A 22,691-nucleotide genomic window follows, 5' to 3' on the forward strand; every position below is an offset into this window, starting at 1 on the left:
TCCATAGTCCTATTTTAGTTTGTTTTCAATTGTTTTAATGATCAAGAACCAAGAGTTTACCATAGGTGTAAACAAACTCCTTGTATATCGCCAAGCTACCATAAATACTACAAAAAACCATAACCAATACAGCTTTAAACAAGCTCATTTGCAAGCTGTTTTGTAAACCTATTCCTTTGATAAAAACAAGGAAGTATGTTTAAATGGATTGCCGGAGGACTGGCAGCTTTTTTTTCGATTCGATACCTATCTCGTTTGCAAAGGGCGAGTACCAATATCACTTCAAGGATTCGGGTTAGCATCCATAAGGTGAACTTAACAGGTATTGAATTAAAAGCGAAAGTTACTCTTCAAAATCCAAACCCGGTAAACCTACGAATACAGCATCCTTTTGTCAAGATATTATTTAAGGATAAGATCCTGGGCACTTCTGCTGTAGAAAATGCAGTCATTGAGGTGGAAGAAAACAGCGAAAAGCGTTTTGATCTTAGCATTCAATCCGCAGGGTGGCTCACCTTGATCCAAATTTTAGGCACCAAAGTGGTAAGTGATATCCGATCCGGAAATCCGATTCAACTGAATATCCAAACCCAGGTCATCACAAGAGTGAATGGGTTGCCTTACGAAAAACAAGAAAACATTCTTTTACAACTCTAATGCAGGCACAAACGCTACGAAATATCTACCCCGGAAAGCAATTCAATACACTGATCCCTCAAAGTATGCATAAGGATACTGTGGTGGTGGGTGAGGGAAAAGCACGTTTGGAAGATACCTTGACCTTAATGCAACAAGTGATTGAAGAAACGCTATCTGATACAGCTTTATTGGCTCTAAAACTAAAAGGCCATACCGTTGCTGACAGTTGTAAAAAGATTTGGCATTTTGTATACGGCCATATCCAATACAAAATGGATAAAAGGGGCATTGAACAGGTCCGCCGACCTTCCAGAACCTGGGCCGATCGTAAAAGCGGAGTTGATTGTGATTGTTATACGGTATTTATTGGGAGTATTTTGTCCAACCTGGGTATTCCGTATACCATCCGGATTACCAAGTATGGAGGAAAGCAACATTTCCAGCATGTATACCCCGTGGTGAAAAATGGAGGTGAAGAAATTATCCTGGATTGCGTGACCGATCGATTTAACTATGAAGTTCCCTATTCAGAAAAGAAAGATATTAATATCAAAGACACCTTAGACATACAATCAGTGTCCGGACTTAGCAGTGTAGATACCCAGGCCATTGAACTCAATGCCTTAGAGCAGCCTCGCATTCCTTTACATCAGATTCATAAGCAAATAGTGATTTTCCCAAACTCGCGAGGTTGCTCTATTCCAAAGGCAATATCAAAAAATACCCGGCAAGGAAACGTAGTGTCCCCTTTTCGACTGCATAATGCAGCATCAATAGGAGCAATGAAACGAAAGGATGATGATTTGGGATTATTAGACCTTTTCCTGGTCACTACTATTTCCCTGGTTGTAGGGGCAAGTGTGGTACGATTATTTACAAAAACGCCAACAAAAACAAAACCTAAAAAGCCCTAGGCTTTGAAAATTATAAAGAATTATGGAATTACATCGATTAGACGGCTTGGATGCCTCTGGAATAGATCATATGGAAGTGATGGATGCACAACCCGAGCTCATGCTTGAAGGCATCGATGATGTCCCAGAGATTGCTTATGAGATCTTGGATGAAGACGGCAATGTGGTCTTGTATGCCGATGCCGAAGAAAACATCTATGTCATTGATGGGTTGAATGGTTTCTTTCGAAAAATAGGAAGAGGTCTTAAGAAATTTACCAAAAACATCGGTAGAAAAGTCATCAAACCTGTGGTGAGCACCTTTAATCGATTTGTAAACCCGGCTACTATCCTTTTACGAAACGGATTTTTGTTAGCCATGAAAGCCAATTTAATGAAAGTGGCCAGTCGATTGCGATTTGGATATCTAAGTGAAGCTCAAGCCAAGAAGATGGGAATCGATATGGGCAAGTTTCGCAAGCTTAAAAAAGCAGTTTCTAAAGCCGAAAAAATCTACCGACTAGCAGGGGGACGAGGCCGAAACCTTCGCAAAGCCATCTTAAAAGGAAAAGGAAACAAAGACCGAAAAGTACCGCTCAGTGGTTTTAGCTTAGGGACTATTGATAATGAACCTGATCTATTTAATGATCCTTTTGAGAAGTTCGTAGTAGAATCCGACCTGGATACCTTTGAAGCCTTTTTAAACAATGAAGTACAAGTCGATGGATTGGGAGCCGTAGCCACAGGACCTGCTATGGCAGCGGCTAGTGGTGCTGTGGCCAGTATTTCAACGGTACTGAATAAGATTGGGAATATCTTTGGCCAGGCCCAAAAGGTAAAACAGCAAGCGCAAACGTTGTTTCAAAAACCACGAAGATCGGTGCCTGCATTACCACCACCAAGAGTAAATACACCCATTCGATCGAGTGTGTCAAGAAGCTCGTTTAGATCTTCTCCCTTTTCAAGAAGAAATAGAGGGATTCCTACAGTCACCACGCAAAACCGTGTGGTGAGAAATCAAACGACTAGTACGGCTACAGGAAAGACTTCCTGGATCGAGCGAAACAAAACTCCATTACTTATAGGAGCGGTGGGATTGGTCGCTGCAGGCGGCGTGGTGATTGCCATGCGATCGAACAAAAAATCAAGCAAACCCATTTCGGGAGTTTCCAAAAAGTCAAAAACCAACGGAAGAGATGCCTTAGGAAGATTTACCAAGGGACATACCATTGTCAGAAAAAAAACACGAAAGAAAAAAGCTCCAGAAAAATTAGTAGCTAAAGCAATATTATAGAAATCAACATGGATTTCCGCCTTCGCGGAAATGACAAATCAAACTTTATCATGAAAAAAGCAAATGCAAAAGATAGCCTACTGCAAGTAGGAAAACACCTAAGCTCTGGCGTACTGGGGATGGTCGCTGGATCTTACGTAGGCAGGCATTCCCTCGTTCTAGGAGTACTGACCATTTTCGGAGGCGCCTATTACGAAAAGGACTGGATTACCACCGCCGGAGCTACGATGGCCTTCTCAGGAATGGCGCGATCCAAAGACGCACAAACCACTCAAGGAATTGATGGGGTTAAAGATGACATGGAAGAAGCCAAAGACAGAGCAGTTACTTCATTAAAAGCCATTGGTAAAAAGCTATACTTGGACAAACTGTCTCCATCACTAGCTCAAAAGTTATCCTTGGGTAATATCGAAGATCGCCCGCTAGTCTTTATGGGATCCGAAATGGTAGATCAGGGTGATTTTGATACCCAGGAGGTCGATAAGATCATCCAAAAGATTGAAGCAGGAGAACCACTACCTACAGCCGATATTCAACAAGAATTTATAGAAGGAACAGATATCGAAGACATGGGCAATATTGATATCGAAGCCCTAAACGGAGCAGAAGACATCACCGAACTCAACGCAGTAGCGTAGAGTAGTATAAAGTCCTAAGTACACAGTACAAAGTACTAGAAAGATTTACTACTCATTACTCAATACTAACTACTTAATACTAATTATAATGAAAACAATGATAAAAAGTTCCAGGTCTCAATTTTTAGAGATTGTCAATGCACATATCTCACTTAGAGATCAAGCCAAAAAACACGATCCGGCTATGGTCAAAGTGGCCATGGATATTAAAGAAGGAAGACTACAGCTAGCCGATGCAGCCTACTACTCCATCAAATTTGCTGGAAACCGTGCCAATATCGATATGTTTGAAACCCAGGATGCCAAGGAGATCGGAATTACCAATGTCACCCAAGCCAAGCTGCAGAAAGATCGCTTGTTTTTGTGTAATCGCATCATCCTGTTAGCAGCCGAGATTGAAGGCGATCTTCCGGATAGCGATTCCCAACTTAAAAGAGTGATCAAGCAAACGGATTTTGGAAGTATCAAGAAAATAGCTGGATTACAAAATGGTGTCTTTTCTCTAGTGGCCAATAAAAAGACCATTATTGACGAACGCCCCATGCAGGAGTTCGTAACCGATAACAATCTAATGAGTAACCTGGGAACTTATTACCTGGAAAGCCCGCGATTTATTAGAGACGATGAAGAATTCGAATTCAATATCGAATTGGGGGAAGATGCTCCAGAGAAGGCACTCATCAAAGTGGTATTGGCCGGAACGGTAACCATCCCAGCATAAAAAAGGTAATTTATGGAACAGAAAACCAAAGAAACTCGGATTACCTTTCCTTTTCAAGTTACCAAAGCGAATGGCCTGGTAACGGTCGATAACCTGGAACTCCCTAAGCATACCAAAATCGTGAAGGGATTACAGCTAATATCGGACCACCCAGACAAGCTTTACTATAGAGGAAGTCAACGGATTGAAATTGGTGGTGAAGAACTGTTTCCAGATGGTTTTGATAGTAAGATCCTTATGGCTTCGGTAAGCGTTGCGCCACGAGAACGATTCTTTGATTTGGGAGAGGTATTACCGGGCGATCTGTTGGTGAAAATACGATTTGAAGATAAGGAGCATCCCCAAGCCCCTTTTGAAGACGGCTACCAGGTAAGTCTTGTAGTACTAATCCAAGAGGCCACATAGTGGCATGAAAAGTTAAAAAATGAAATGTAAGATTCATATGGGCAATAAAAGGGAAACGAAAGCGGTTATAGTGCGCAGGAAGTTTGTCCCCATACAATTTAAGATAACTAGGGAAAACCAGTATGTAAACGCCGAGGCCAAACTTCCTTTTACTTCCAATGCCGTGATTGGGATGCTCACCACCAACAAAGTGAATGCTTGTAGTGATGTCCCAGTTCCTAACCGATTGTATTACGGAATTACCGATGCTCAAGTAACGGATACTCGTTTTTTGAAAATCAAAGAAGGGCAAGAGTATACTAGTGTGTATCCCCCAGATGCTCGCATTCAATCCATAGGTATCAATACTACCTGGTGGTGGTATTATGCCCATCCGGTTACCGATCAGTTTCCCTATCTCTTTGAAGCTGATTTTGTGGAGCAATTAAATGATCCTCTAAAAGTAGATGTACAATACCCCGGACAATGCGATCCTATACCCTATTATTTATGGAGTGAGCGCTTGAACGGATTTGCATGGATTACATATACCCCAGAAACATAACCGATATGGTCTTAGGAGTTTTATCATTATTTCAGAAAAGAGGATTGTTCTATAGCGAACAGGAAGTACATGCTACGGATAGCTTTTCCAATATGGACCTGCAGGAACTAGAAAAAGTTACTGATGAGTTTGTAGATTTTAAGCATCCCACAAAACAATATAAGGTACACCCGGTAGAAGAAACGGGTAATACCGATTATATCACAGCCACGTTTGAAGACCAGGGAGAAGCACAGTATCCTTATGAGGTGACGGTATGGCTCCTGGTAGAGGAAGCGCCGGAAAAATTATAAATGTAAAATTGAAAATGAAAAAGTAAAAACACACTTTGAGTAATGAAAGAAGATTTTGCTTTGCAGTACGCTGATAGAAGAGCCAAGGAAAGAGGATATGATCAGTATCGGATTGTATATCGGGAGTTTATCATTCCTCCAAATGGAGCCTTGAAGTTCCAAGCGTATAATGAATTATGGTTAGTCACCTATATCGGCTGGGGACTGATAGTAAAATCCAGTTACGGAAAGTATACCAATTGGTACACCCAGGGGATCACCGAAAACAGCCATGAACATGGAGATCGGATTGAGATTATCAATACCCGAAAATACCAGAGAACGATACGATTTATACAAGTGATTCTAAAAACCAAAGACGATGGAAGCACGACAACGAAAACCGGGATCGGTGAGACTAACCGATGAGCAGTACCAGGAGATGGACCGATTGGGAATTGATAACGAGAGTGCGTATGTAAAGTACAAGCTCAGTACCGCCCAAAGTAAGTTGGCGGTTTTAAAACCGGATCCACAAGAATCTCAGGTAAAGGCATTGCCTGTAGTACCGAATCGAACCAATGATCTACCTATGGTAGAAGATAAACTGACGATTCAACGATTGGTGCTGGAGAATCAAAGTTTAAAGAATAAGCTGGAGGAGATTTCAGAAACCAATCAGCAAACCTTAAGTGGCGTGAATCAAAAGGTGCATGCGATGCTCCAGGACGAGCTGATGAAACGAGATTTTGAGGCGCTGAAGAAACAGAACACTCAACAAGAAAAGGAGATCAGGGCATTAGAAGAGAAGCTGGAAAAATCAAACAAAGAAACGGAAGCCAAACAAGAGGAGATTGAAGCTTTGGTCAAAAAATTAGGATTGGTTGAATTAGGCAAGGCCTTGCTTCCTGGTGCTATCTCTGGATTAGCCAAACAGTACCCCAATCAAATGAAAGGGATTGCAGGAACACTAGGAAGCCTAGGCCTCGGTGCCCATGGCACCAATATAAATAACAATGAAGAGGATAAGGACTATTTGCTTCAAATATTAAATCACCTTACAGAGGTGTTTAATGAAGCACAATTTGAACAGGTAATGCAACTTATGATGCAATTGGCAGAGCAAATCCAAGAGGACGATCAGCTACTTCAGAAAGTAGCCTATTATATACTACAACTTCAAAAGAAAGAAAAACAATGATCACACCCATTACGGTAAACATAGAGGTAAAAGATAAAGCAGAAGCAATTCAGGTAAAAAAGGCTTTTGAGACGATGAACAAACATTTTAAAGCTAGAGGTATTATCAAGATGGAGCAGCTGTTTTTGAATGATGCCTTTATTAGAAACCTGGTAAAAATGAAACTGGCATAGCCTAAAGACGAATTAAAAAAGATACCCTATGGCACTTCCCACAGCACTAGCAGTGCAGGCAATAAAGAATAAACCCAAAGTCAAGGTAAATTCTAAGGTAACGACAGTTGTATTATCCACAGCTTTGGGATTAGGAGTATTCTTTGCCGGAAGAGCGATTTGGCGTTCGTTTAAAAGAAACATCAGGGAAGGTCAGATTTTGAAAGAAGGCAACCCGGCATCTTTTGCTACCCAACTTAACATGGCCTTTGAAAATGATAATGCCTTTGGTTGGGGGACCGATGAAGAAGCGGTGTATAGAACGCTGGAGCAAATTCCAAATACATCCATGATGCGAAGAGTACAACGAGCCTATAAAGATCTGTTCGGAAAGAACCTTGCTAGTGATTTAAAAAATGAACTAAGTACCCAGGAATTTGCCATCGCTCAAGAGATCATACATGCTAAACGATAAATGATGAAAAAACAAACGATACCTAAGAAACGACCTATAAAGAACTCAACAAAAAAGAAGGATTCCCAAAAGAAATACGTGATGTTTGGTTTAGGGATTGCTGCCTTGTTAGGCGGGGGATATTTGGCTTTTAATTTCTTTAGAAACCGAGAGGCACAGCAACGAAGTATACAAGAACCGATACCCATTCCGACACCAAGGGATATTGTGACCAAGCCTATACTTCCGGTGGCCTCCTCAGGCAGTTTCCCATTACGCAGGGGAGCTAGAGGATCATTGGTGCAAATGGTACAAAACGCACTTTTACAAAAAGGAGGTCAAGCAGCGCTGATCATCAAAGAAACCAGTTTACGAGCCGGGCAACCCGATGGGATTTTTGGTAGAGGAACTGAACGCGCTTTACGAGCAGCAGGCCTTCCATCAGTAATATCCCAAAGTCAGTTTACGAGTCTGGTGGGAAAAACAAAAAACACTACCGGGTTTAATCCTGGGATGATTGCCAACGAGATTATAGGAGCGGCCAATAAGAGAAACTTATTTGGTGTGTTAAATGGATTAAAGAAAATCCAAAATGTAAATCAATATCGCCAGGTGAGTACCTTTTTTCAAAACGTTCGCATCTTAGGGGTACGCGTAACTTCACTGGTCAATGCACTATTAAGTGTGGCTTTTAAAAGGAAGGAACTAGAGAAGGTAAAGATCAGGGCAGAATTTCGAAGAATGGGCCTCAAACAAAACACAAGAGGTATATGGTTTGTTCCAAATCTTAATGGGATTGAAGATTTTGATTCGGTAGAAGACCAAATAGAGAATGAATGGAATTTAGCCATCGCTAGGAAACCTACACTATTGAAATCGCAAGATGGGACCTTTATTGTCCCCGAAGTATTACCCCAAACCGTGATTGGATATATCACTGGGATAAAGAACGGAACTACTCAGATCCTAACACAATCGGGAGAGACCGTATTTGCCCCTGCTCAAAATGTGAGTGTACTATAAATCATGAATTGATGCTATCCAAAAGCCTACAGATTTTACGAAGTAAAAAGTATCAAATCTATCGGCAACCTTATCAACTAAATATTGTAGGGTACCGTAGTCGCTTTGTGCGTAGCAATCATTTTGATGATGAGATTCATGTGTTCTATACCAATGATCAAGGAAAATGGGTGTATCATATTTTCAAAGCCACTACAGATCCAGGGCAGTATTGGTTGGATCATCCAATACATCCACAAGGCACAGCATTTCTAAAAAAAGGACAATATCAAAATGCTTTTGGTATTGGATTACATCGAGGGGTGTATCCTGCTTTGGTACAGAAAAAGGATGTAAATGTGATCAGAAATTACAAGCGGAAGGGATTGTTTAAATGGTTCGAATCTGGAATAGAAGATAGAGGAAGGTTTGGCATCAATATCCATCGAGCCAGAAAACAAGGAACCACCAAAGTGATTGATAATTTTTCTGCAGGGTGTTTAGTATTTGCAAATGCTGAAGATTATAATCTGTTTATGAATTTGACTATAGAACATCAAAAACGATATGGAAACTCTTTCACGGTAACCTTAGTGGATTTTAGAGATGAACGAAGAAGGAGGTTACAAAAGATAGCTTGGGGATCAATGATCGCTGGAGGAGGATTATTAGTTATAAATCGCTTGAACTGAAGATGAGATTATCCAAAAATACCAAGAAAGCAGGATTAGCATTAATGGGTAGTATGCTTGGTTTTATAGTAGCCAAGAAATATGCGCCTAAAGAAACCTACCCTTTTATTCTGATCGGTGGTTTTTTAGGAAGTGTATTGGGTGAAGAATTGATAACAGAAGAACAAAAACAAATTGGGAATAGTTATGAAAAATTCTAATACAACAATCTATTTTGAAGGTGAACAACCGACCAAAATCAGAGCGTATTATAAATATGAACTAGCAGCTTTATATAATGTCTGTACGAAGACTTTCTCTTCTTGGATCCATACCTACTTGGAAGAGTTACATCAATTTGGCTATAAAAAAAGTACCAAACTCCTACGGCCTGAGGTAGTAAGATTTTTATTTGAACGGTTGGGAGAGCCTTAAAACCGAAATTCAGTTATGATTATATCTCCATTAAATGGCCCTGGCAAAACAACCAAAACTCCAATCACATACTATGGAGGCAAACAAGTATTAACTAAACTTATATTATCGTTAATTCCTGAGCATAATTTATATTGCGAACCTTTTGTAGGTGGAGGCGCTGTCTTTTTTGCCAAAGAACAAAGCTCTGCAGAAGTAATCAATGATTTGAATGGCAATGTGGTTAATTTCTACCAGGTATGTAAACAGAATTTTTCTAAACTGAATACCTTAATCCAAGCTACTCCTCATAGCAGAAAACTTCACAAAGAAGCTGCAGCTATTCTAAAGGGTGAGGATGAAAAAGATAAAATCAAAAGAGCTTGGGCCTTTTGGGTGCAAACCAATATGAGTTTTTCAGCACGGATATTTGGAGGATATGCTTATGAAAAGAAAACTAACGGAGTGTCTAAAACCATCTTCAATAAAAAACGAGCCTTTACCAACGAGATCTGTGATCGACTAGATTTGGTAGATATCGAATGCAATGATGCACTTACCGTGATTAAAAGTCGAGATACCAAAGACACCTTCTTTTATGTGGATCCTCCCTATTTTAATTCAGACATGGGTCATTATAAAGGATATACAGAAAAGGATTTTATAGAGCTATTGGAGCTTTTAAGTAAGATAAAGGGAAAGTTTTTATTAAGTAGTTACCCTTCTGAAGTTTTGGATACTTATAAGAAAAAACACAAATGGGATCAACATGCTATAGAAAAGAAAGTCGCGGTAACCAAACAAACCAATAAAAAGAAAACTGAAGTGCTAACCGCCAATTATAATATCGAAAAGAAGATATCAAACTTATCAGGTATCCCAGAGTTAGATAGAATGATGATAAGGTCCAGAGCCTTAAAATTACGATTGCAAAATTAGATCTTAACCAGAACGAAACAGAACAATCTCGAAAGCGATATGGTTGCACTAGGTAGTATTGTTGTATGGAAAAACAAGCTATAACCTTAGATACCTACCCTCAAGCAATCACCACTATAGAAATACATAAACTACCTAAAATTTTACAGGAAGGACATCAGTTTTTGATGGATGCCAAGGATTTTTATCATACCGAACCACTTATCAAAGAAACGATCGATATTTACCTTGATAAATTAAATGCTCATATACCTAAAGAGAAGAAGCAAATCAGTTTAGATGGAGTATCGGTTATAGAAATGGAATTCATAAAACGATTTCTTGAGATGCATAGAACCGTACAATCTAGGGATAAACTTAAACAGTATATTTTTGATCTACAAAAAGCGATCTCAAAAAAAGAAATTAGTAAAGATTCTCCAGCTGCAGATCACCTGATGCAGATCCAGGAGAAATTGATTGTACAACACAACAACCTCATTTTAGAAGAACAGGTTAAAGTTGTGATTAATAGAAAATGGTTAAGAGAGCTTAGAAAGATGCTAAAAAATCAATCTGATTCTTCCGATTCGAATCAGGAGTTGGGCAAAATGGTAATCAAGGAAATTACACCAAGTCTATTCTCTCCAATAAATGCAAAACCTTTAAGTCGTTCGACAAATGCATTTAAACTTAATGGAGCTTTAGGAGAATTATTAGGTGATTTAGAACAGTATGAATTGGCCATCACCATTGAAGGTGACCAAGGTGGTGGGAAAACAAGATTTGCCTATCAACTGGCGGATGCCTTTGCCGAAATTGGAAATCGAATTGCCATTTTTTCTTTAGAGATTGGGAGTCGATCGGATCTAATCACACGTATGAAAGAGGAATACTTACAACCCAAAAATCAAAATAACATCTTTATCTCCGATCAATTGCCCGAAGGGTATAAAACCATCTCTAAAGCGGCCAAAGATTTTAATGTTATCATTATTGATAGTTGGAACAAAACAGGTTTACCCTCCCAAGATTTTGATCGATTACGGAAACAACATCCAAGTACCATTTTTATTGTCATTTTCCAGCGAACGACCCAAAAAACTATACGAGGTGGTACAGCACCGCTTTTTGATGCAGGGATTAATATTAAAGTCGTTAAAGTAGATGATACTTTTAAAAATAATTATGCAGTGGCGACTAAAAATCGTTATGGGTTTACTGGGATTAAGTATAACCTATCTAGTGATAAAGTAACAATGTAATTTTTCATGTCTTTTTGTGACTAAAGAAATAATGAATACTAAAAACTCTAAATATCTAAGTAGCAAAGAAACCAAAAAGGCTTTAAAAATTTCTGGATGTAAGTTGATGCATTTAAGAGAGGATGGTAAAATTGAATATGTGAAAAAAGGTAATGCTTATCTATATCTGAACACATCTATAGATGAAATTTCCTGAAAAACTCTTTATCCAAGAGTAAAAATTCCCTTTTAAAATATGTTTTTATGTTAAGGATTCATAAATTAGTTTTCTGGATTTAACTTAACTTTTTTTTTACCCCATCTGTGTTTGGTTGACTAAAGACCTCCTTTTATCATCTTTTCAGATGATTGAAAAAATAAAAACAGAAAAAGATGTTCGTTAAATCGGTTTGGAATGTAAATGACTAAAATCATTTAAAGTTATTCGTAAAATCGAGCATGACAATATTTAGAGATATAAATTTTCCTCCAACCTATAAGTATAGTTCTGATTCAGAACATATACCTCTTGAGTTTTACGAAGAGACATTTCCAATCAGCAAGTCAATAGACTTACTACTAGGATACTTTAGCTCCAATGCCATAAAAGTGTTATCAAAAAGCCTTGCAGAGTTTATTTATGGTGGAGGAAAAATCAGAATAGTAACCAACCATATTTATAGCCTTTCAGATTATCGAAACCTTATCGAAAATACTTCTTTATCAAATGAAGACAAAGTAATTGACATCTTCTCTGACTTGGAAGAGCTTGAAAAAAATTTAAGCCAAGAAGGAAAACACTTTTTTGATTGCTTAAAATATTTACTGAACAATGATAGATTGGAGATTGTTCCTGTTAAGTTTAATGGGGTTGACCTATCGCATTGCAAAAAAATGATATTATTTGATGGACAAGATTACTTAACTACTGAAGGTAGTATAAACTTTACTTTACCAGCATTATTGAAAAATGCAGAAAGCTTTCAAGTAAATGCTCCATGGATTAGTGATGTTTCAAAAGCTATAATTAAAGATGAGAGGAAAAAATTTGATTTAATTATCAATAGAGAGCATACTAGCTACAGTTATATTGCCAGAGAAGAAATAGAAGTAATTATCAATAAGATTGGCCAAAACAAAGATATTGTCGACTTATTAGATGATTCACTGAGTCTGTCTAATGGAAGATATAGTGATAAAGTCAGAAAAATTATTCATAAAAAAAGAGAAAGATTTAAAGAAAAACTTCATAAGATTGCCACCACTCCCAGATTTCCTTTTACACAAGGTCCAAGAGATTATCAGAAAGATGCATACAATGCTTGGGTAGAAAATAACTATTCAGGTGTATTTGCGATGGCAACTGGTACAGGTAAAACGATTACCTCTCTTAATTGCCTTTTGAATTTATATAGTAAGAAAAATTTCTATAGGGCTTTAATCCTAGTTCCATCTATTGCATTACTTAACCAATGGGAAGATGAAGTGAAGTCATTTAATTTTAGGAATATTCTAAAAGTTGGGGGAGGAAATAACTGGGAGAAAGACCTTGCAAATTATTGTAGTAATTTTTCTTGGGGTTTAAAAGAGGACTTGGTTATAATTTCAACTTATGGAAGTTTTACTCTAGATAGATTTCAGAAGTTATACAAAAAAGTACAAAACGAGTTTCTTCTAATTGCCGATGAGGCTCATAACATGGGAGCTAACAACATAAAAAGTAAACTAACTAACCTTGATATTAAAAAGAAAATAGGGTTATCAGCAACATTTAAAAGGATTTATGATCCTGAAGGAACCCTTGCAATAGATGGTTTTTTTAATGACTCTCCTCCATATACTTATAATTTCAGTATGGAAAAAGCACTAGAACTTGGTTTTTTGACAGGTTATAAATACTATCCAATAATTGTTGAGTTAACAGAACAAGAGCTTGAAGAGTACACTATAATTTCTAAACGCCTATTAAAATATTTTGACTTCAAAAATGGCGTGTTTAGAGATGATCCAATGGTAGAAATCCTGCTACTTAGAAGAAAAAATATAATTCACAAAGCCCACAACAAAATAGATCTATTTAGCTCTATTGTTGAAGAGTTAAGAAAAACTAATAAAGACAAATATGTCTTCGCATATATTCCTGAAGGTTATACAAATAATGAAGAGGGAGAATCAACAAAAATATTAAATGAATACTTGAAAAGAGTACATAAAGATTTTCCAGATATAAAAATGAACTCTTATACTTCTGAAGACCAAGATTTAGGTGATATTCTTAAAGGCTTTGAAGAAGGGAAGATAGAAATACTTTTTGCTATGAAAATGTTAGATGAAGGTGTTGATGTACCAAGAGCTGAAGTAGGAATATTTGCAAGTAGTACAGGTAACCCTAGGCAGTTTATACAAAGAAGAGGTAGGTTATTAAGGAAACACAAAGACAAAACTTATGCAACTATATATGATATGGTAGTCATTCCTAAATTAGAAGAACAAGCTGATGAACTATTTAGTATAGGAAGAAACCTAGTAAAAAATGAGTTAAATAGAGTGGCTTATTTTTCTAGTTTATCAATGAATTTTTATGATTCAAAAGAAACATTGATAAATGTGTGTAGAAAATACAATTTAGATTTAGACACCATTATAAACGAATTATAATATGGAAAGAAATAATATACTTAGAGAGATTCTGTCTGACCCGAATTTGATGCAAAAATATAACATAACGGAAAGTGAGTTAAAAGAACTTACTACTAGTGCACCATATAATAAAAAAATTGTGGAAGTACTATCAATTATTATCAATGAAAATGACAATCATTTGAATAGCTCTATGATCTATAAAAAAATAAAAAAAGCACATAATATAGGTTAATATGGCATCAATTATAAATAGTATTTCATTTAAGAACTTCTTCAATTACTATGGAGATTATGATACTACAAAGTACGATTTTGAAGAAGGTGTAAATATTGTAGTAGCCGATAATGGAGCGGGTAAATCAAAATTTTTCAATGCCTTTTTATGGCTGTTTTATGATACGGTGCTTAATTCTGATGATAAAAAAACTTATCCTGTAAAAGACTTTGCTGTAAAAATTATCTCTGATAAGGCTAAAAATGAAACATCCATTGGTGAATCTATAGAAACTGGAATCAAAATAGAATATTCCACTGGTAGATATAAGTTTCAAATCATAAAATCATTTGTAGCTACTAGAATTGCAGAAAAGTTATCAGATTTTGATAGTTGGCAGATAACCCTAAATGATGTCGAAGTAGATAAAACAGATCATGTTTTACCGAAGTACAAGCCTATTTATGATGTAGAAGAAAAGTATAGAGTGATCAATCAACTTATACTTCCAACTTTAAGACAATATTCTTTCTTCCAAGGAGAAGAGGTTGACAAAATGATCGACTTTACTAAAAAGTCTAGCATTGAAGATGCGGTAAAGACTCTTACCAATATTAGCAAGTATGAGGATATTGCAAAAATTGTTCAGGATATTTCTTCTAAGGCTTACAATGACCTTAACAAGCAAACTAAATCTACTAGTGATCATAATGATAGACTAGAAAAAGCAATAGAATTGAAAAAATCTCTTGAAGATCAGTTAAGTCAAGAAATTGAAAAGCTTAATATTCAAAAAGAGTTATATGAAACAGCTGAGCAAGAAAAAAATGACCTAGAGCAGAACTTTGCAAATGCTGAAAAGAGAAAAGAGCTAGATGATAAAATTTCTCAAAAAAGTAAAGTTTTAAGAGGGGTTAAAGAAGATTATGACAATTTTCTAGAAGGAATAAATAGCAGATTTTTTGATGGAGGGTTCTCCTGGATTTCATTAGGGTTTGAACAATCGGTAATTGATTTTAAAAATAAAATCAAAGACTTTAGACAAAAGAGGTATGAGAAAAGAGCATTATTAAATGCCACAGAAAATCCAAACGATTATTTCACAATACTTCCATCAGACTCACCGGATGCAGTGACACTTCAACAAATGATAGAAAGTGAACATTGCCATGTCTGCAATAGACCAGCTAAAAAAGGTTCTGATGCTCATAACTATTTTTTAAAATTAAAGAATAGACCAAACGAAGCAAATACTAAAAAGGATTTTGTGAAAAATGACTTAGAAGATTTTTTTGGTAATCTACAAATTAATGCATCACCATTTCTCAATAAGTTTGAAGCAATACCTCAAAGCGTTATGAGGACTCGAGAGAAAGAGCTTGAATTAAAAAAGCGACTTGATAAGCTTAATTCAGAATTAAAAGCCCTTAAAACAAGAAGAAAAGATATTCTAATTGCAGGAACTGAATCTGAAGTGGTAGATAATACTTCTAACATCATTAACCAATATAAAGGCTCAATTAGAAGAATTGAACAGGCTTCAAGTAGAATTGAAAGACTACAAGGTAATATTAGTGAATTAAAAACAAAAATCTCTAATACAGATAAGGAAATAACTAACTTAAGGCCAAAGGACATTCCTGAAGGTTTCACTATCAATTACGAAATGAGCCAAGATTTAGTAGAAGCTACTAATAAGGCTCAAGCTAGAGTTTTTGATGAAATGGTAAGCCTTCTAGAAAATCACGCTAATAATCATTTTAAAGGTTTAATAAAATACAATGACATTAAAGGAGGTGTATTAAACTTTGAAAAAACTCCTTCTGGTGGTATTTCACTAGATTATATAGATGAATTAGGAAATGAAGTTTCAGGAGCTTCTGAAGGATTTCAAAGGATGAAAAAATTTGCTGTAGTTATGGCTATTATTTCGGCTAATACATCTCAATATAATTATCCTTTATTAGCTGATGCTCCACTCTCGGCTTTTGGGAAAGCATTTAACAAAGGTTTTTTTGAAGCCATACCAGATGTATTTCCGCAAAGCATCATTTTGGTGAAGGATCTATATGATAAGGATCTAGATGGAAAATTAACCGATTTAGGTCAAGCTCTATTAAAAAGCGATACAATTAAAACACTTTATCTAAATGAGGTTGATGAAGAGTTACCACAAATAGAAAGAACTACTAAAATTGAGAGAAGAAAATAATGAATAGTCAAGAATTTAGAAATAATTTGCTTCTTAAAAGACCTCGATATGCGGTTAGCAGGATACCGGTTTTAGATGCTTTCTCTGAGAAAGGTAGTAAAAGTGCTGATTACAGCAGATTTGGTCCTTACTATGAAATTTACATTTATGCTCTGATGCTTGGTATAAAGAAAAAACAAAGATTACCATTACCACCAAGAGACCTAACTAAAGACTTTATAGAAATGGGGAAATGGAAGAGAGATTCTTCTCTCATAGATTTTCTCTTAATGGTAATTTTCACTCAAACAGATGATTTACAAATTGATTGGAATGAGCTTGAAGATATGGAACAAGAAGGGCTTAATAAAGTAATTTCTAATATAGTAAACTTAATAGAGGAATATGCAAATGGTGGGTTAGCGTACCTTGAAGAACTATGGGAAAAAGGTGAGCTATCAAATTCTCACTATATGTTTATTGATTTATATAAAAATTGAATATGAGAGTCGACCCTGTACATGCAGCAGTAGGAACATTTTTCAGTAACTCACCAATGTTCCGTGTACCAAAATATCAAAGAAGTTATGCTTGGGAATCCCCGGAATTAGAAGACTACCTAAAAGATCTAGAAGAGACATACAATAGGAGAAGAAGTGGAAATCCTATTAATCATTTTTTTGGAGGTATGGTGAGTGTAGAAAGTACTGTAACTGGTGTTGTAAATCAAAAAAGACATGAACTTGTTGATGGGCAACAAAGATGCGCAACTTTTGTGTTAACAATTGCTGCAGTAATTAGAGTTTATCGAGATTTATTAGCTCTAACTAAGTCATCAGGAGATACTGTAAATGAAAATATTATTCAAAGTAGGATTGATAGATTAACAACTAGATTTATTGAGTTTAGTCAAGAAGTTAATAGACAAACTCGTGTGGTGGAATCATTAATATTATCTAATGCAGACAGTCAATTCTTTAGAGATTTAATACGAGGTTTGGACCCCATCCCTTCAAGAGAATCGCATAGAAGAATCAAATTAGTTTACGATAGTTTAATATCAAAAATTGAGGCATTAATGCCATCATCTTCATCAATTGTTGACAAACTAGATTCTTTAGAAATTTTCCAGTTAGTTATTGATAGTGACTTCTCTATTATTCATATAGTTACCTACAATACTCAAGAAGCATATAAGCTATTTCAAGTATTGAATGATAGAGGGAAAAGTTTAACTGAAGGTGATTTACTCCGAGCAAAAACCTTAGAATTATTAGAAGGTTTCCAGCCTCAACAAAATTCTACAGAATCTTATTGGGATGATATTTTAAAAGATAAGTCTAAATCTACCGAAAATTTTTTAAGATGGATATATCAATCATATGATGGTAGAAGAGCGGGCAGAAATTCATTATTTGATGACTTTCTTTCAAAATTTTACCCGCAGCATAGTAACGCCTCAATCTCGATCACAGAAGCCAATCAAATTCTTTCTACAACAAATACAATATTAGACGAAATTCAAACAGCAAGAAAAATATCTGCCGGTACCTGGCCATATTCTAACACAAGGAGGCCTATTACTGCTTGGGATAGAAATAGATTGAATTTGTTAATTAGAGAATTAGGGCTTACGGTATCCATACCTATTTTACTTGCATCATATAAACTTGGAGAAAGGAAGTTCTCTGAAATGACTCAAGTGTTAGAATTATTTCTATTCAAATACAAAGTTTTATGCAATGCCCATATAGAGGCAGCTGTTACAGTTTTTCATAAACATTGTCTTTTAATAAGAGTGAATCCAGCTACTTACGATGTTTTAGATTTTAGAACTGATTTGAATATTTTAATGAATTCTAAAGTTACATTAACACAATATAGAGCAGCACTGGACGGTTTGTCATACAAAGTTGGCGGAGGTAATAAACCTCTCAAATATTTACTTATGACATTAGAGCATTACAAAAGATGGTATGACCAAGGTGCAAGCGGAAACCCTATTTGTATGGATAAAACCAGAGTATATGATTTTGCCAGTACAACCATTGAACACGTTTATCCTAGAAATGCTATAGGTACTAATATTGATAATAATTTGGAGCCTTTTAAAAATTCTTTAGAAAATTTAACCTTTATGGGGCCAACTGATAATGTGGCTGGAAGTAATGACTCTTTTAATGTAAAGAGAACAATCTTTATAGCATCATCTGTAGGTTTAAATACTGAAATAGGGAATCTTACACAATGGACTACTACTGAATTGGCTACAAGAAAAACATTATTAAAGGATATGGCGTGTGCAATATTTATCGTTTAAGGTTAAATAAGACTTAAAGATTTTTCAATTTTTTCAACAAGAAAATCAAATCCATCTATATTACTGTTTGAGTTAATCTCATCATTTAAGAGTTGTAATCCATCATCAATATGAAGCTTGACATATTTACCTAAATCCTTATCCGAAATATGGATATCATAATGTAAAGCTATCATACCTAAATAGTAGTCTAAATAGTCTCCAAATAGTACTGACCTACTGTATTCCTTGCCACTAGAGTTTTGAATGTCTCTTATATTCAACTTTTTATTTTGTGACAAAGAGTAGGTTAATGCTATTCTGGAAATTATATTTTCTGTACCTAGATTAAGCTTTCTTGTCAATTGGGCTACTACATTTCTGTTTTCTTTGCTTGTTCTAATATGCGTAAACATCTTTTTCCTTTTTAAATTCTTTAAACAAATCATTTACAGGTAAAGCCTTTAATGTGGAAGCACCTAACTTATTCTGAATTAAAAATGTCTTACTTAAGTTTGGCTTAAGGAAGTCATATTCTTTTTCAGATAGTTCTTTTTCTAGCAATGGGAAAAGCACCACTTGTTCGGAAATTGATGGGTAAAACTCCTGTATAATGTTTTTAGAATGGAACTTATCAAATTTCTGTAATGGGCTGTCAATAAATACTGGAAACCTAATACCAGATTCATCAACTAGTGCCTTTAGTAATGCAGTAGCATATAGCTGTTGCTCTCCTTTGGATAAAGAATCCTTATCAATGATATTGTTGTCTTTGTCAAGCAACTCTATATCCATTACATCATCAACAATATTTACCTTTACATTAGTAATAAAATCCTTTTTATGCATTAGTTTACTCAAGCCTAGTGACACAGATTTCTGAAGTGAATATTTCTTTTCTTCTTTAATCTTAACAATAAGTCTGTTAATTTTATCTAATAATACTTTTGTTACCTCGTACTTCTTCTTATCAGTCTCAACGAGATTAAAATTTTTCTCGTACTCGACTCGTACTTTTTTATGAGATGTAAGCTTTAGCTTTAAAGCACCTAGCTCTTCATTTAACTTGTCTTTTTCGGTAAGAAGTCTGTCAATTGAAGCATCTGTTTCAGTTTTTTCATCTCTAAACTGTCTAGCAAGATGGTTATCCTTACGTGCTTCAGCTTGCTTAATTTTATTGATTGTTCTGCTCAACAAAGCTCTATTAGTACGCTCCTCTTTTACTATAGAATTAAATTGACTTAAAAAGGTACTTTTAATGTTGTTTAAAATAGCCTCAAACTCTCTGTATCTCTCCTCACTAAATTCTAATAAAACTTTCCCAGAAGAATCATTTTCACTTGCATGTAATTTCTTATCCAGAGAAAGCTCCACAGCTTTTTTTACTTTAGAATTGATTGACTTATCCAGGTTTAAGGTTTTTATACTTTTTAATATGCTATTTGAAAATGCCTTTAATTCTTTTGATAGAAGCTTATTGTTCAATACTCCAGATAACAGATTACTTTCTAAATCTAGTTGTTGTTTTAAATTATTTAGATGCTTACCAGCTATAACCAACGGTGTTAAGTCCAAAAGTTTTTTAAGGTTATTCTTAACTTGAATAGACTCTTGCTTAAGTTCATCTCTTTTAGATTTTAATTTTTTCAATTCATCAAGTGTAATTGAATTTCCTTCTCGTATTAGTTTTTCTTGGAGGTTATCACTTTTAGATTTAAGTATTGCAACTTGCTTATCTATGTCGAGTTGTTTATCTCGATTATGACTGATCGACTTTTCCAGGTCATTTTCTTCTTCGAGAAGAGTAGTTAATTTATCCTGTTGTAAATCAGAAACACCTCTTCTTTTAAGCTTTACTAACAAAGATTCCAAGTTTTTTTTAAGTTCTTCGTATTTCTTAATCCCTAAAACTTCTGAGTATGCTTTACTTAAACTACGTAACTCGCTTTTAGATTTGGCTTCGGCAAGAGAAACTATTTTTTCAGCATCAAAAAAGAAGAATTTAGCTATTTCTCTAGGTAGTATAAAGTCATTGATGAATACTTCATAACCAACGGATTTAGTAAGTTCATTTTCATCTCCATCAATTAAAATAGTGACTGTCTCATCTGAAGTAGAAAAATCATACACTCTTTTTATACTTACAGTCTTACAAGGTATTGATGGTATGAATAAGTCTTCTAATTCAATTTCAACCGATAACTTTTTATCACTTCCTTCACTTCTTACATCTCTATTCAAAAGTGAATTAACGTAAGCTTCATAACCTCCAAAATTTCTAATATCCTGTTTGTATTTATCTTCTACTTGGGACATTAACTTACCATAAAAGCACCATATAAGAGAGGTTAAAAAAGTAGTTTTTCCAAAGCCATTTTTTCCTGCAATAAGACTAATGTTCCTATCTTTTTTAGGACTTAAATCTATTTCATTAAATCCCTTATATATTCTAAAATTTTGTAAAACTATATTATCGATTCTCATTCTTCAATTTCTTTCACAAAACTCTCAATCCTATTTTCTACATCATTATGCAATCCATATTTAGATAGCATGAGCGTTTTAGTTTCTTGTAACGTAATTAAATTATCTATTAGGTGATAATAAGACATATTCTCGACGCATATTTCTTTTAAAATTCTTCTTTCAGTATCATCTAAAGATTTAATATTACTAGTGCTGATCTCTTTATCGAATACCTCTTTATAAATTGAACCAACATTATAATCAAAAATCATCTCTCTATTCCATATCACCTGAATAGCAATTAATTCCTGATTTGTAATAAGATTAACATTTGGCCTTTCTTTTTGAATGTTTTTTTGCACTTCTAAAAGTTTTCTAAGAGTTTTAGCTCTATACCAATCGTAATAAGGCCCATAATTTCTTCCATCTTCAGAAACAGCATTTTGTCCATTCTTTCTTTTTGGCATTCGATGCTCATGGACGTTTCTTTCTTCTAACAATTGATTCCGATAATCCAATAAAGGTTTCATCCAGTTTTGACCATTATCAATTAAAGCTGACATTGACTTGTCTTCCCTAACTACTGTACAGGTCCAACATCCAAATCTGCTTTGTCCACAAGAAGAATGCTCTTTATTCGTAACCACAGTAGGACATTCATAATCATCTGCACTTGCATCAGCATAAATTTGAAATAGGATTGAATTGTCAAAACCCCAAGGTGATGGAACAGCATTAATAATATACCAAACCTCTTCTAACATCAATTCTTTAATTGGTGCATACACGTAGGTGTTGGCATTAGTATTATGTTTAGAAAGTCTTTTTCCTTGTATTTCGTGTTTACGCATTGATCTCTCTCGAGTGGCACTTTCATCATACCTTGTTCCCAAAAGTACTATCGCCTCGCCTTTTTCATCTATCTGTTCTAAAAGAAAATTTGAAGTAGGCCTGATCTTTAGTTTGTCTGTACACCATCTGAATGTATTATTAGGAACAGGATATCCTTTTCCCAATACATTAACCCAGAAAGACTCCTCTAACTTTGGAGTGGTTTTTTTAACAATTATTGGAAGCCCCTGGTCCCTAGCAGCAGATTCAATTTTCGAAAGAACCTCTTCTACGTAAGTTGAAATGATAGGATTTTCGACCATTGTGTCATTACAAACTACATAAACTGGCCTTCTTAGTTGAAACGGATAAGGTAAGTCTTTTTTGATCCTTTTTAAAGCGATCCATACCAAAGTCAGAAGCACAGTTGAATCTTTTCCTCCACTAAAGCCAATAATCCAAGGTCTGTCTGATTTATCTGCATAAGCATATTGGTCAATTAATTCTTCAATAATCCCTTCTATTTTCTTATTTTTTATTTTCAATGTATTGTTTCTAAAAATATTTTTAAAATTAATTTAAATG

26 protein-coding genes are annotated in these 22,691 nt (G+C 35.3%); 23 read left to right on the top strand and 3 right to left on the bottom strand.

Going from position 1 to position 22,691, the window contains the following annotated elements; translation table 11 throughout:
- The first annotated feature begins 195 nt into the window (after positions 1–195).
- The 23 genes from U6A24_RS18330 (at position 196) to U6A24_RS18440 (ending at position 18,830) form a co-directional block, all read left to right on the top strand.
- Entirely contained in the window at positions 196–657 is a 462-nt protein-coding gene (locus U6A24_RS18330) for a hypothetical protein (RefSeq protein WP_324181463.1), read from the top strand.
- Positions 657–1,553, top strand: coding sequence for a hypothetical protein (locus tag U6A24_RS18335; RefSeq protein ID WP_324181464.1), 897 nt, complete (start codon positions 657–659; stop codon positions 1,551–1,553). The genes U6A24_RS18330 and U6A24_RS18335 overlap by 1 nt, the downstream gene beginning before the upstream one ends.
- 22 nt (positions 1,554–1,575) lie before the next feature.
- Positions 1,576–2,826, top strand: coding sequence for a hypothetical protein (locus U6A24_RS18340; protein ID WP_324181465.1), 1,251 nt, complete (start codon positions 1,576–1,578; stop codon positions 2,824–2,826).
- 50 nt (positions 2,827–2,876) lie between these two features.
- Positions 2,877–3,464, top strand: a complete 588-nt coding sequence (locus U6A24_RS18345) for a hypothetical protein (protein ID WP_324181466.1) — start codon at positions 2,877–2,879, stop codon at positions 3,462–3,464.
- An 88-nt stretch (positions 3,465–3,552) separates the two neighbouring features.
- Entirely contained in the window at positions 3,553–4,185 is a 633-nt protein-coding gene (locus U6A24_RS18350) for a hypothetical protein (RefSeq protein ID WP_324181467.1), read from the top strand.
- 12 nt (positions 4,186–4,197) lie between these two features.
- Positions 4,198–4,590, top strand: a complete 393-nt coding sequence (locus U6A24_RS18355) for a hypothetical protein (RefSeq protein ID WP_324181468.1) — start codon at positions 4,198–4,200, stop codon at positions 4,588–4,590.
- Between the two features lie 19 nt (positions 4,591–4,609).
- Entirely contained in the window at positions 4,610–5,134 is a 525-nt protein-coding gene (locus U6A24_RS18360; RefSeq protein ID WP_324181469.1) for a hypothetical protein, read from the top strand.
- Complete coding sequence (locus tag U6A24_RS18365; RefSeq protein ID WP_324181470.1) at positions 5,107–5,427, top strand: hypothetical protein; 321 nt, start codon at positions 5,107–5,109, stop codon at positions 5,425–5,427. The genes U6A24_RS18360 and U6A24_RS18365 overlap by 28 nt, the downstream gene beginning before the upstream one ends.
- Before the next feature lie 42 nt (positions 5,428–5,469).
- Positions 5,470–5,835, top strand: a complete 366-nt coding sequence (locus U6A24_RS18370) for a hypothetical protein (protein WP_324181471.1) — start codon at positions 5,470–5,472, stop codon at positions 5,833–5,835.
- Positions 5,789–6,607, top strand: coding sequence for a hypothetical protein (locus U6A24_RS18375; RefSeq protein WP_324181472.1), 819 nt, complete (start codon positions 5,789–5,791; stop codon positions 6,605–6,607). The genes U6A24_RS18370 and U6A24_RS18375 overlap by 47 nt, the downstream gene beginning before the upstream one ends.
- Positions 6,604–6,780, top strand: coding sequence for a hypothetical protein (locus tag U6A24_RS18380; protein ID WP_324181473.1), 177 nt, complete (start codon positions 6,604–6,606; stop codon positions 6,778–6,780). The genes U6A24_RS18375 and U6A24_RS18380 overlap by 4 nt, the downstream gene beginning before the upstream one ends.
- A gap of 28 nt (positions 6,781–6,808) precedes the next feature.
- Positions 6,809–7,234, top strand: a complete 426-nt coding sequence (locus U6A24_RS18385) for a hypothetical protein (protein WP_324181474.1) — start codon at positions 6,809–6,811, stop codon at positions 7,232–7,234.
- 3 nt (positions 7,235–7,237) lie between these two features.
- Complete coding sequence (locus U6A24_RS18390) at positions 7,238–8,236, top strand: peptidoglycan-binding domain-containing protein (protein ID WP_324181475.1); 999 nt, start codon at positions 7,238–7,240, stop codon at positions 8,234–8,236.
- An 11-nt stretch (positions 8,237–8,247) separates the two neighbouring features.
- A complete protein-coding gene (locus U6A24_RS18395; RefSeq protein WP_324181476.1) occupies positions 8,248–8,907 on the top strand; it encodes a hypothetical protein in 660 nt (219 codons plus the stop codon).
- A gap of 2 nt (positions 8,908–8,909) precedes the next feature.
- Positions 8,910–9,107, top strand: coding sequence for a hypothetical protein (locus tag U6A24_RS18400; RefSeq protein WP_324181477.1), 198 nt, complete (start codon positions 8,910–8,912; stop codon positions 9,105–9,107).
- Positions 9,094–9,321, top strand: coding sequence for a DUF4248 domain-containing protein (locus U6A24_RS18405; protein ID WP_324181478.1), 228 nt, complete (start codon positions 9,094–9,096; stop codon positions 9,319–9,321). The genes U6A24_RS18400 and U6A24_RS18405 overlap by 14 nt, the downstream gene beginning before the upstream one ends.
- 15 nt (positions 9,322–9,336) lie before the next feature.
- A complete protein-coding gene (locus U6A24_RS18410; RefSeq protein ID WP_324181479.1) occupies positions 9,337–10,239 on the top strand; it encodes a DNA adenine methylase in 903 nt (300 codons plus the stop codon).
- Between the two features lie 65 nt (positions 10,240–10,304).
- The gene (locus U6A24_RS18415) at positions 10,305–11,483 is read left to right on the top strand and encodes an antirestriction protein (RefSeq protein WP_324181480.1); all 1,179 of its coding nucleotides are present in this window, start codon (positions 10,305–10,307) and stop codon (positions 11,481–11,483) included.
- Between the two features lie 438 nt (positions 11,484–11,921).
- Complete coding sequence (locus U6A24_RS18420) at positions 11,922–14,120, top strand: DEAD/DEAH box helicase family protein (RefSeq protein ID WP_324181481.1); 2,199 nt, start codon at positions 11,922–11,924, stop codon at positions 14,118–14,120.
- A gap of 1 nt (position 14,121) precedes the next feature.
- Positions 14,122–14,337 carry a hypothetical protein gene (locus U6A24_RS18425; protein ID WP_324181482.1) on the top strand — a complete coding sequence of 72 codons (216 nt, stop codon included), beginning with the start codon at positions 14,122–14,124 and terminating at the stop codon, positions 14,335–14,337.
- Between the two features lies 1 nt (position 14,338).
- Complete coding sequence (locus U6A24_RS18430) at positions 14,339–16,531, top strand: AAA family ATPase (protein WP_324181483.1); 2,193 nt, start codon at positions 14,339–14,341, stop codon at positions 16,529–16,531.
- On the top strand, positions 16,531–17,010 hold the full coding sequence (locus tag U6A24_RS18435) for a hypothetical protein (RefSeq protein WP_324181484.1): 480 nt from the start codon (positions 16,531–16,533) through the stop codon (positions 17,008–17,010). Before U6A24_RS18430 ends, U6A24_RS18435 begins: the two co-directional genes overlap by 1 nt.
- Positions 17,011–17,012: 2 nt before the next feature.
- Positions 17,013–18,830 carry a DUF262 domain-containing protein gene (locus U6A24_RS18440; RefSeq protein WP_324181485.1) on the top strand — a complete coding sequence of 606 codons (1,818 nt, stop codon included), beginning with the start codon at positions 17,013–17,015 and terminating at the stop codon, positions 18,828–18,830.
- A 2-nt stretch (positions 18,831–18,832) separates the two neighbouring features.
- Here the strand turns inward: U6A24_RS18440 and U6A24_RS18445 are convergent, their stop codons facing one another.
- The 3 genes from U6A24_RS18445 to dndC are packed head-to-tail and all read right to left on the bottom strand — an operon-like array spanning position 18,833 to position 22,651.
- A complete protein-coding gene (locus U6A24_RS18445) occupies positions 18,833–19,225 on the bottom strand; it encodes a DndE family protein (RefSeq protein ID WP_324181486.1) in 393 nt (130 codons plus the stop codon).
- Entirely contained in the window at positions 19,209–21,293 is a 2,085-nt protein-coding gene (gene dndD / locus U6A24_RS18450; protein WP_324181487.1) for a DNA sulfur modification protein DndD, read from the bottom strand. Before dndD ends, U6A24_RS18445 begins: the two co-directional genes overlap by 17 nt.
- A complete protein-coding gene (gene dndC / locus U6A24_RS18455; protein ID WP_324181488.1) occupies positions 21,290–22,651 on the bottom strand; it encodes a DNA phosphorothioation system sulfurtransferase DndC in 1,362 nt (453 codons plus the stop codon). The genes dndD and dndC overlap by 4 nt, the downstream gene beginning before the upstream one ends.
- Positions 22,652–22,691: the final 40 nt, after the last annotated feature.

This window comes from Aquimarina gracilis (assembly GCF_035285365.1).
Taxonomy (GTDB): Bacteria; Bacteroidota; Bacteroidia; order Flavobacteriales; family Flavobacteriaceae; genus Aquimarina; species Aquimarina gracilis.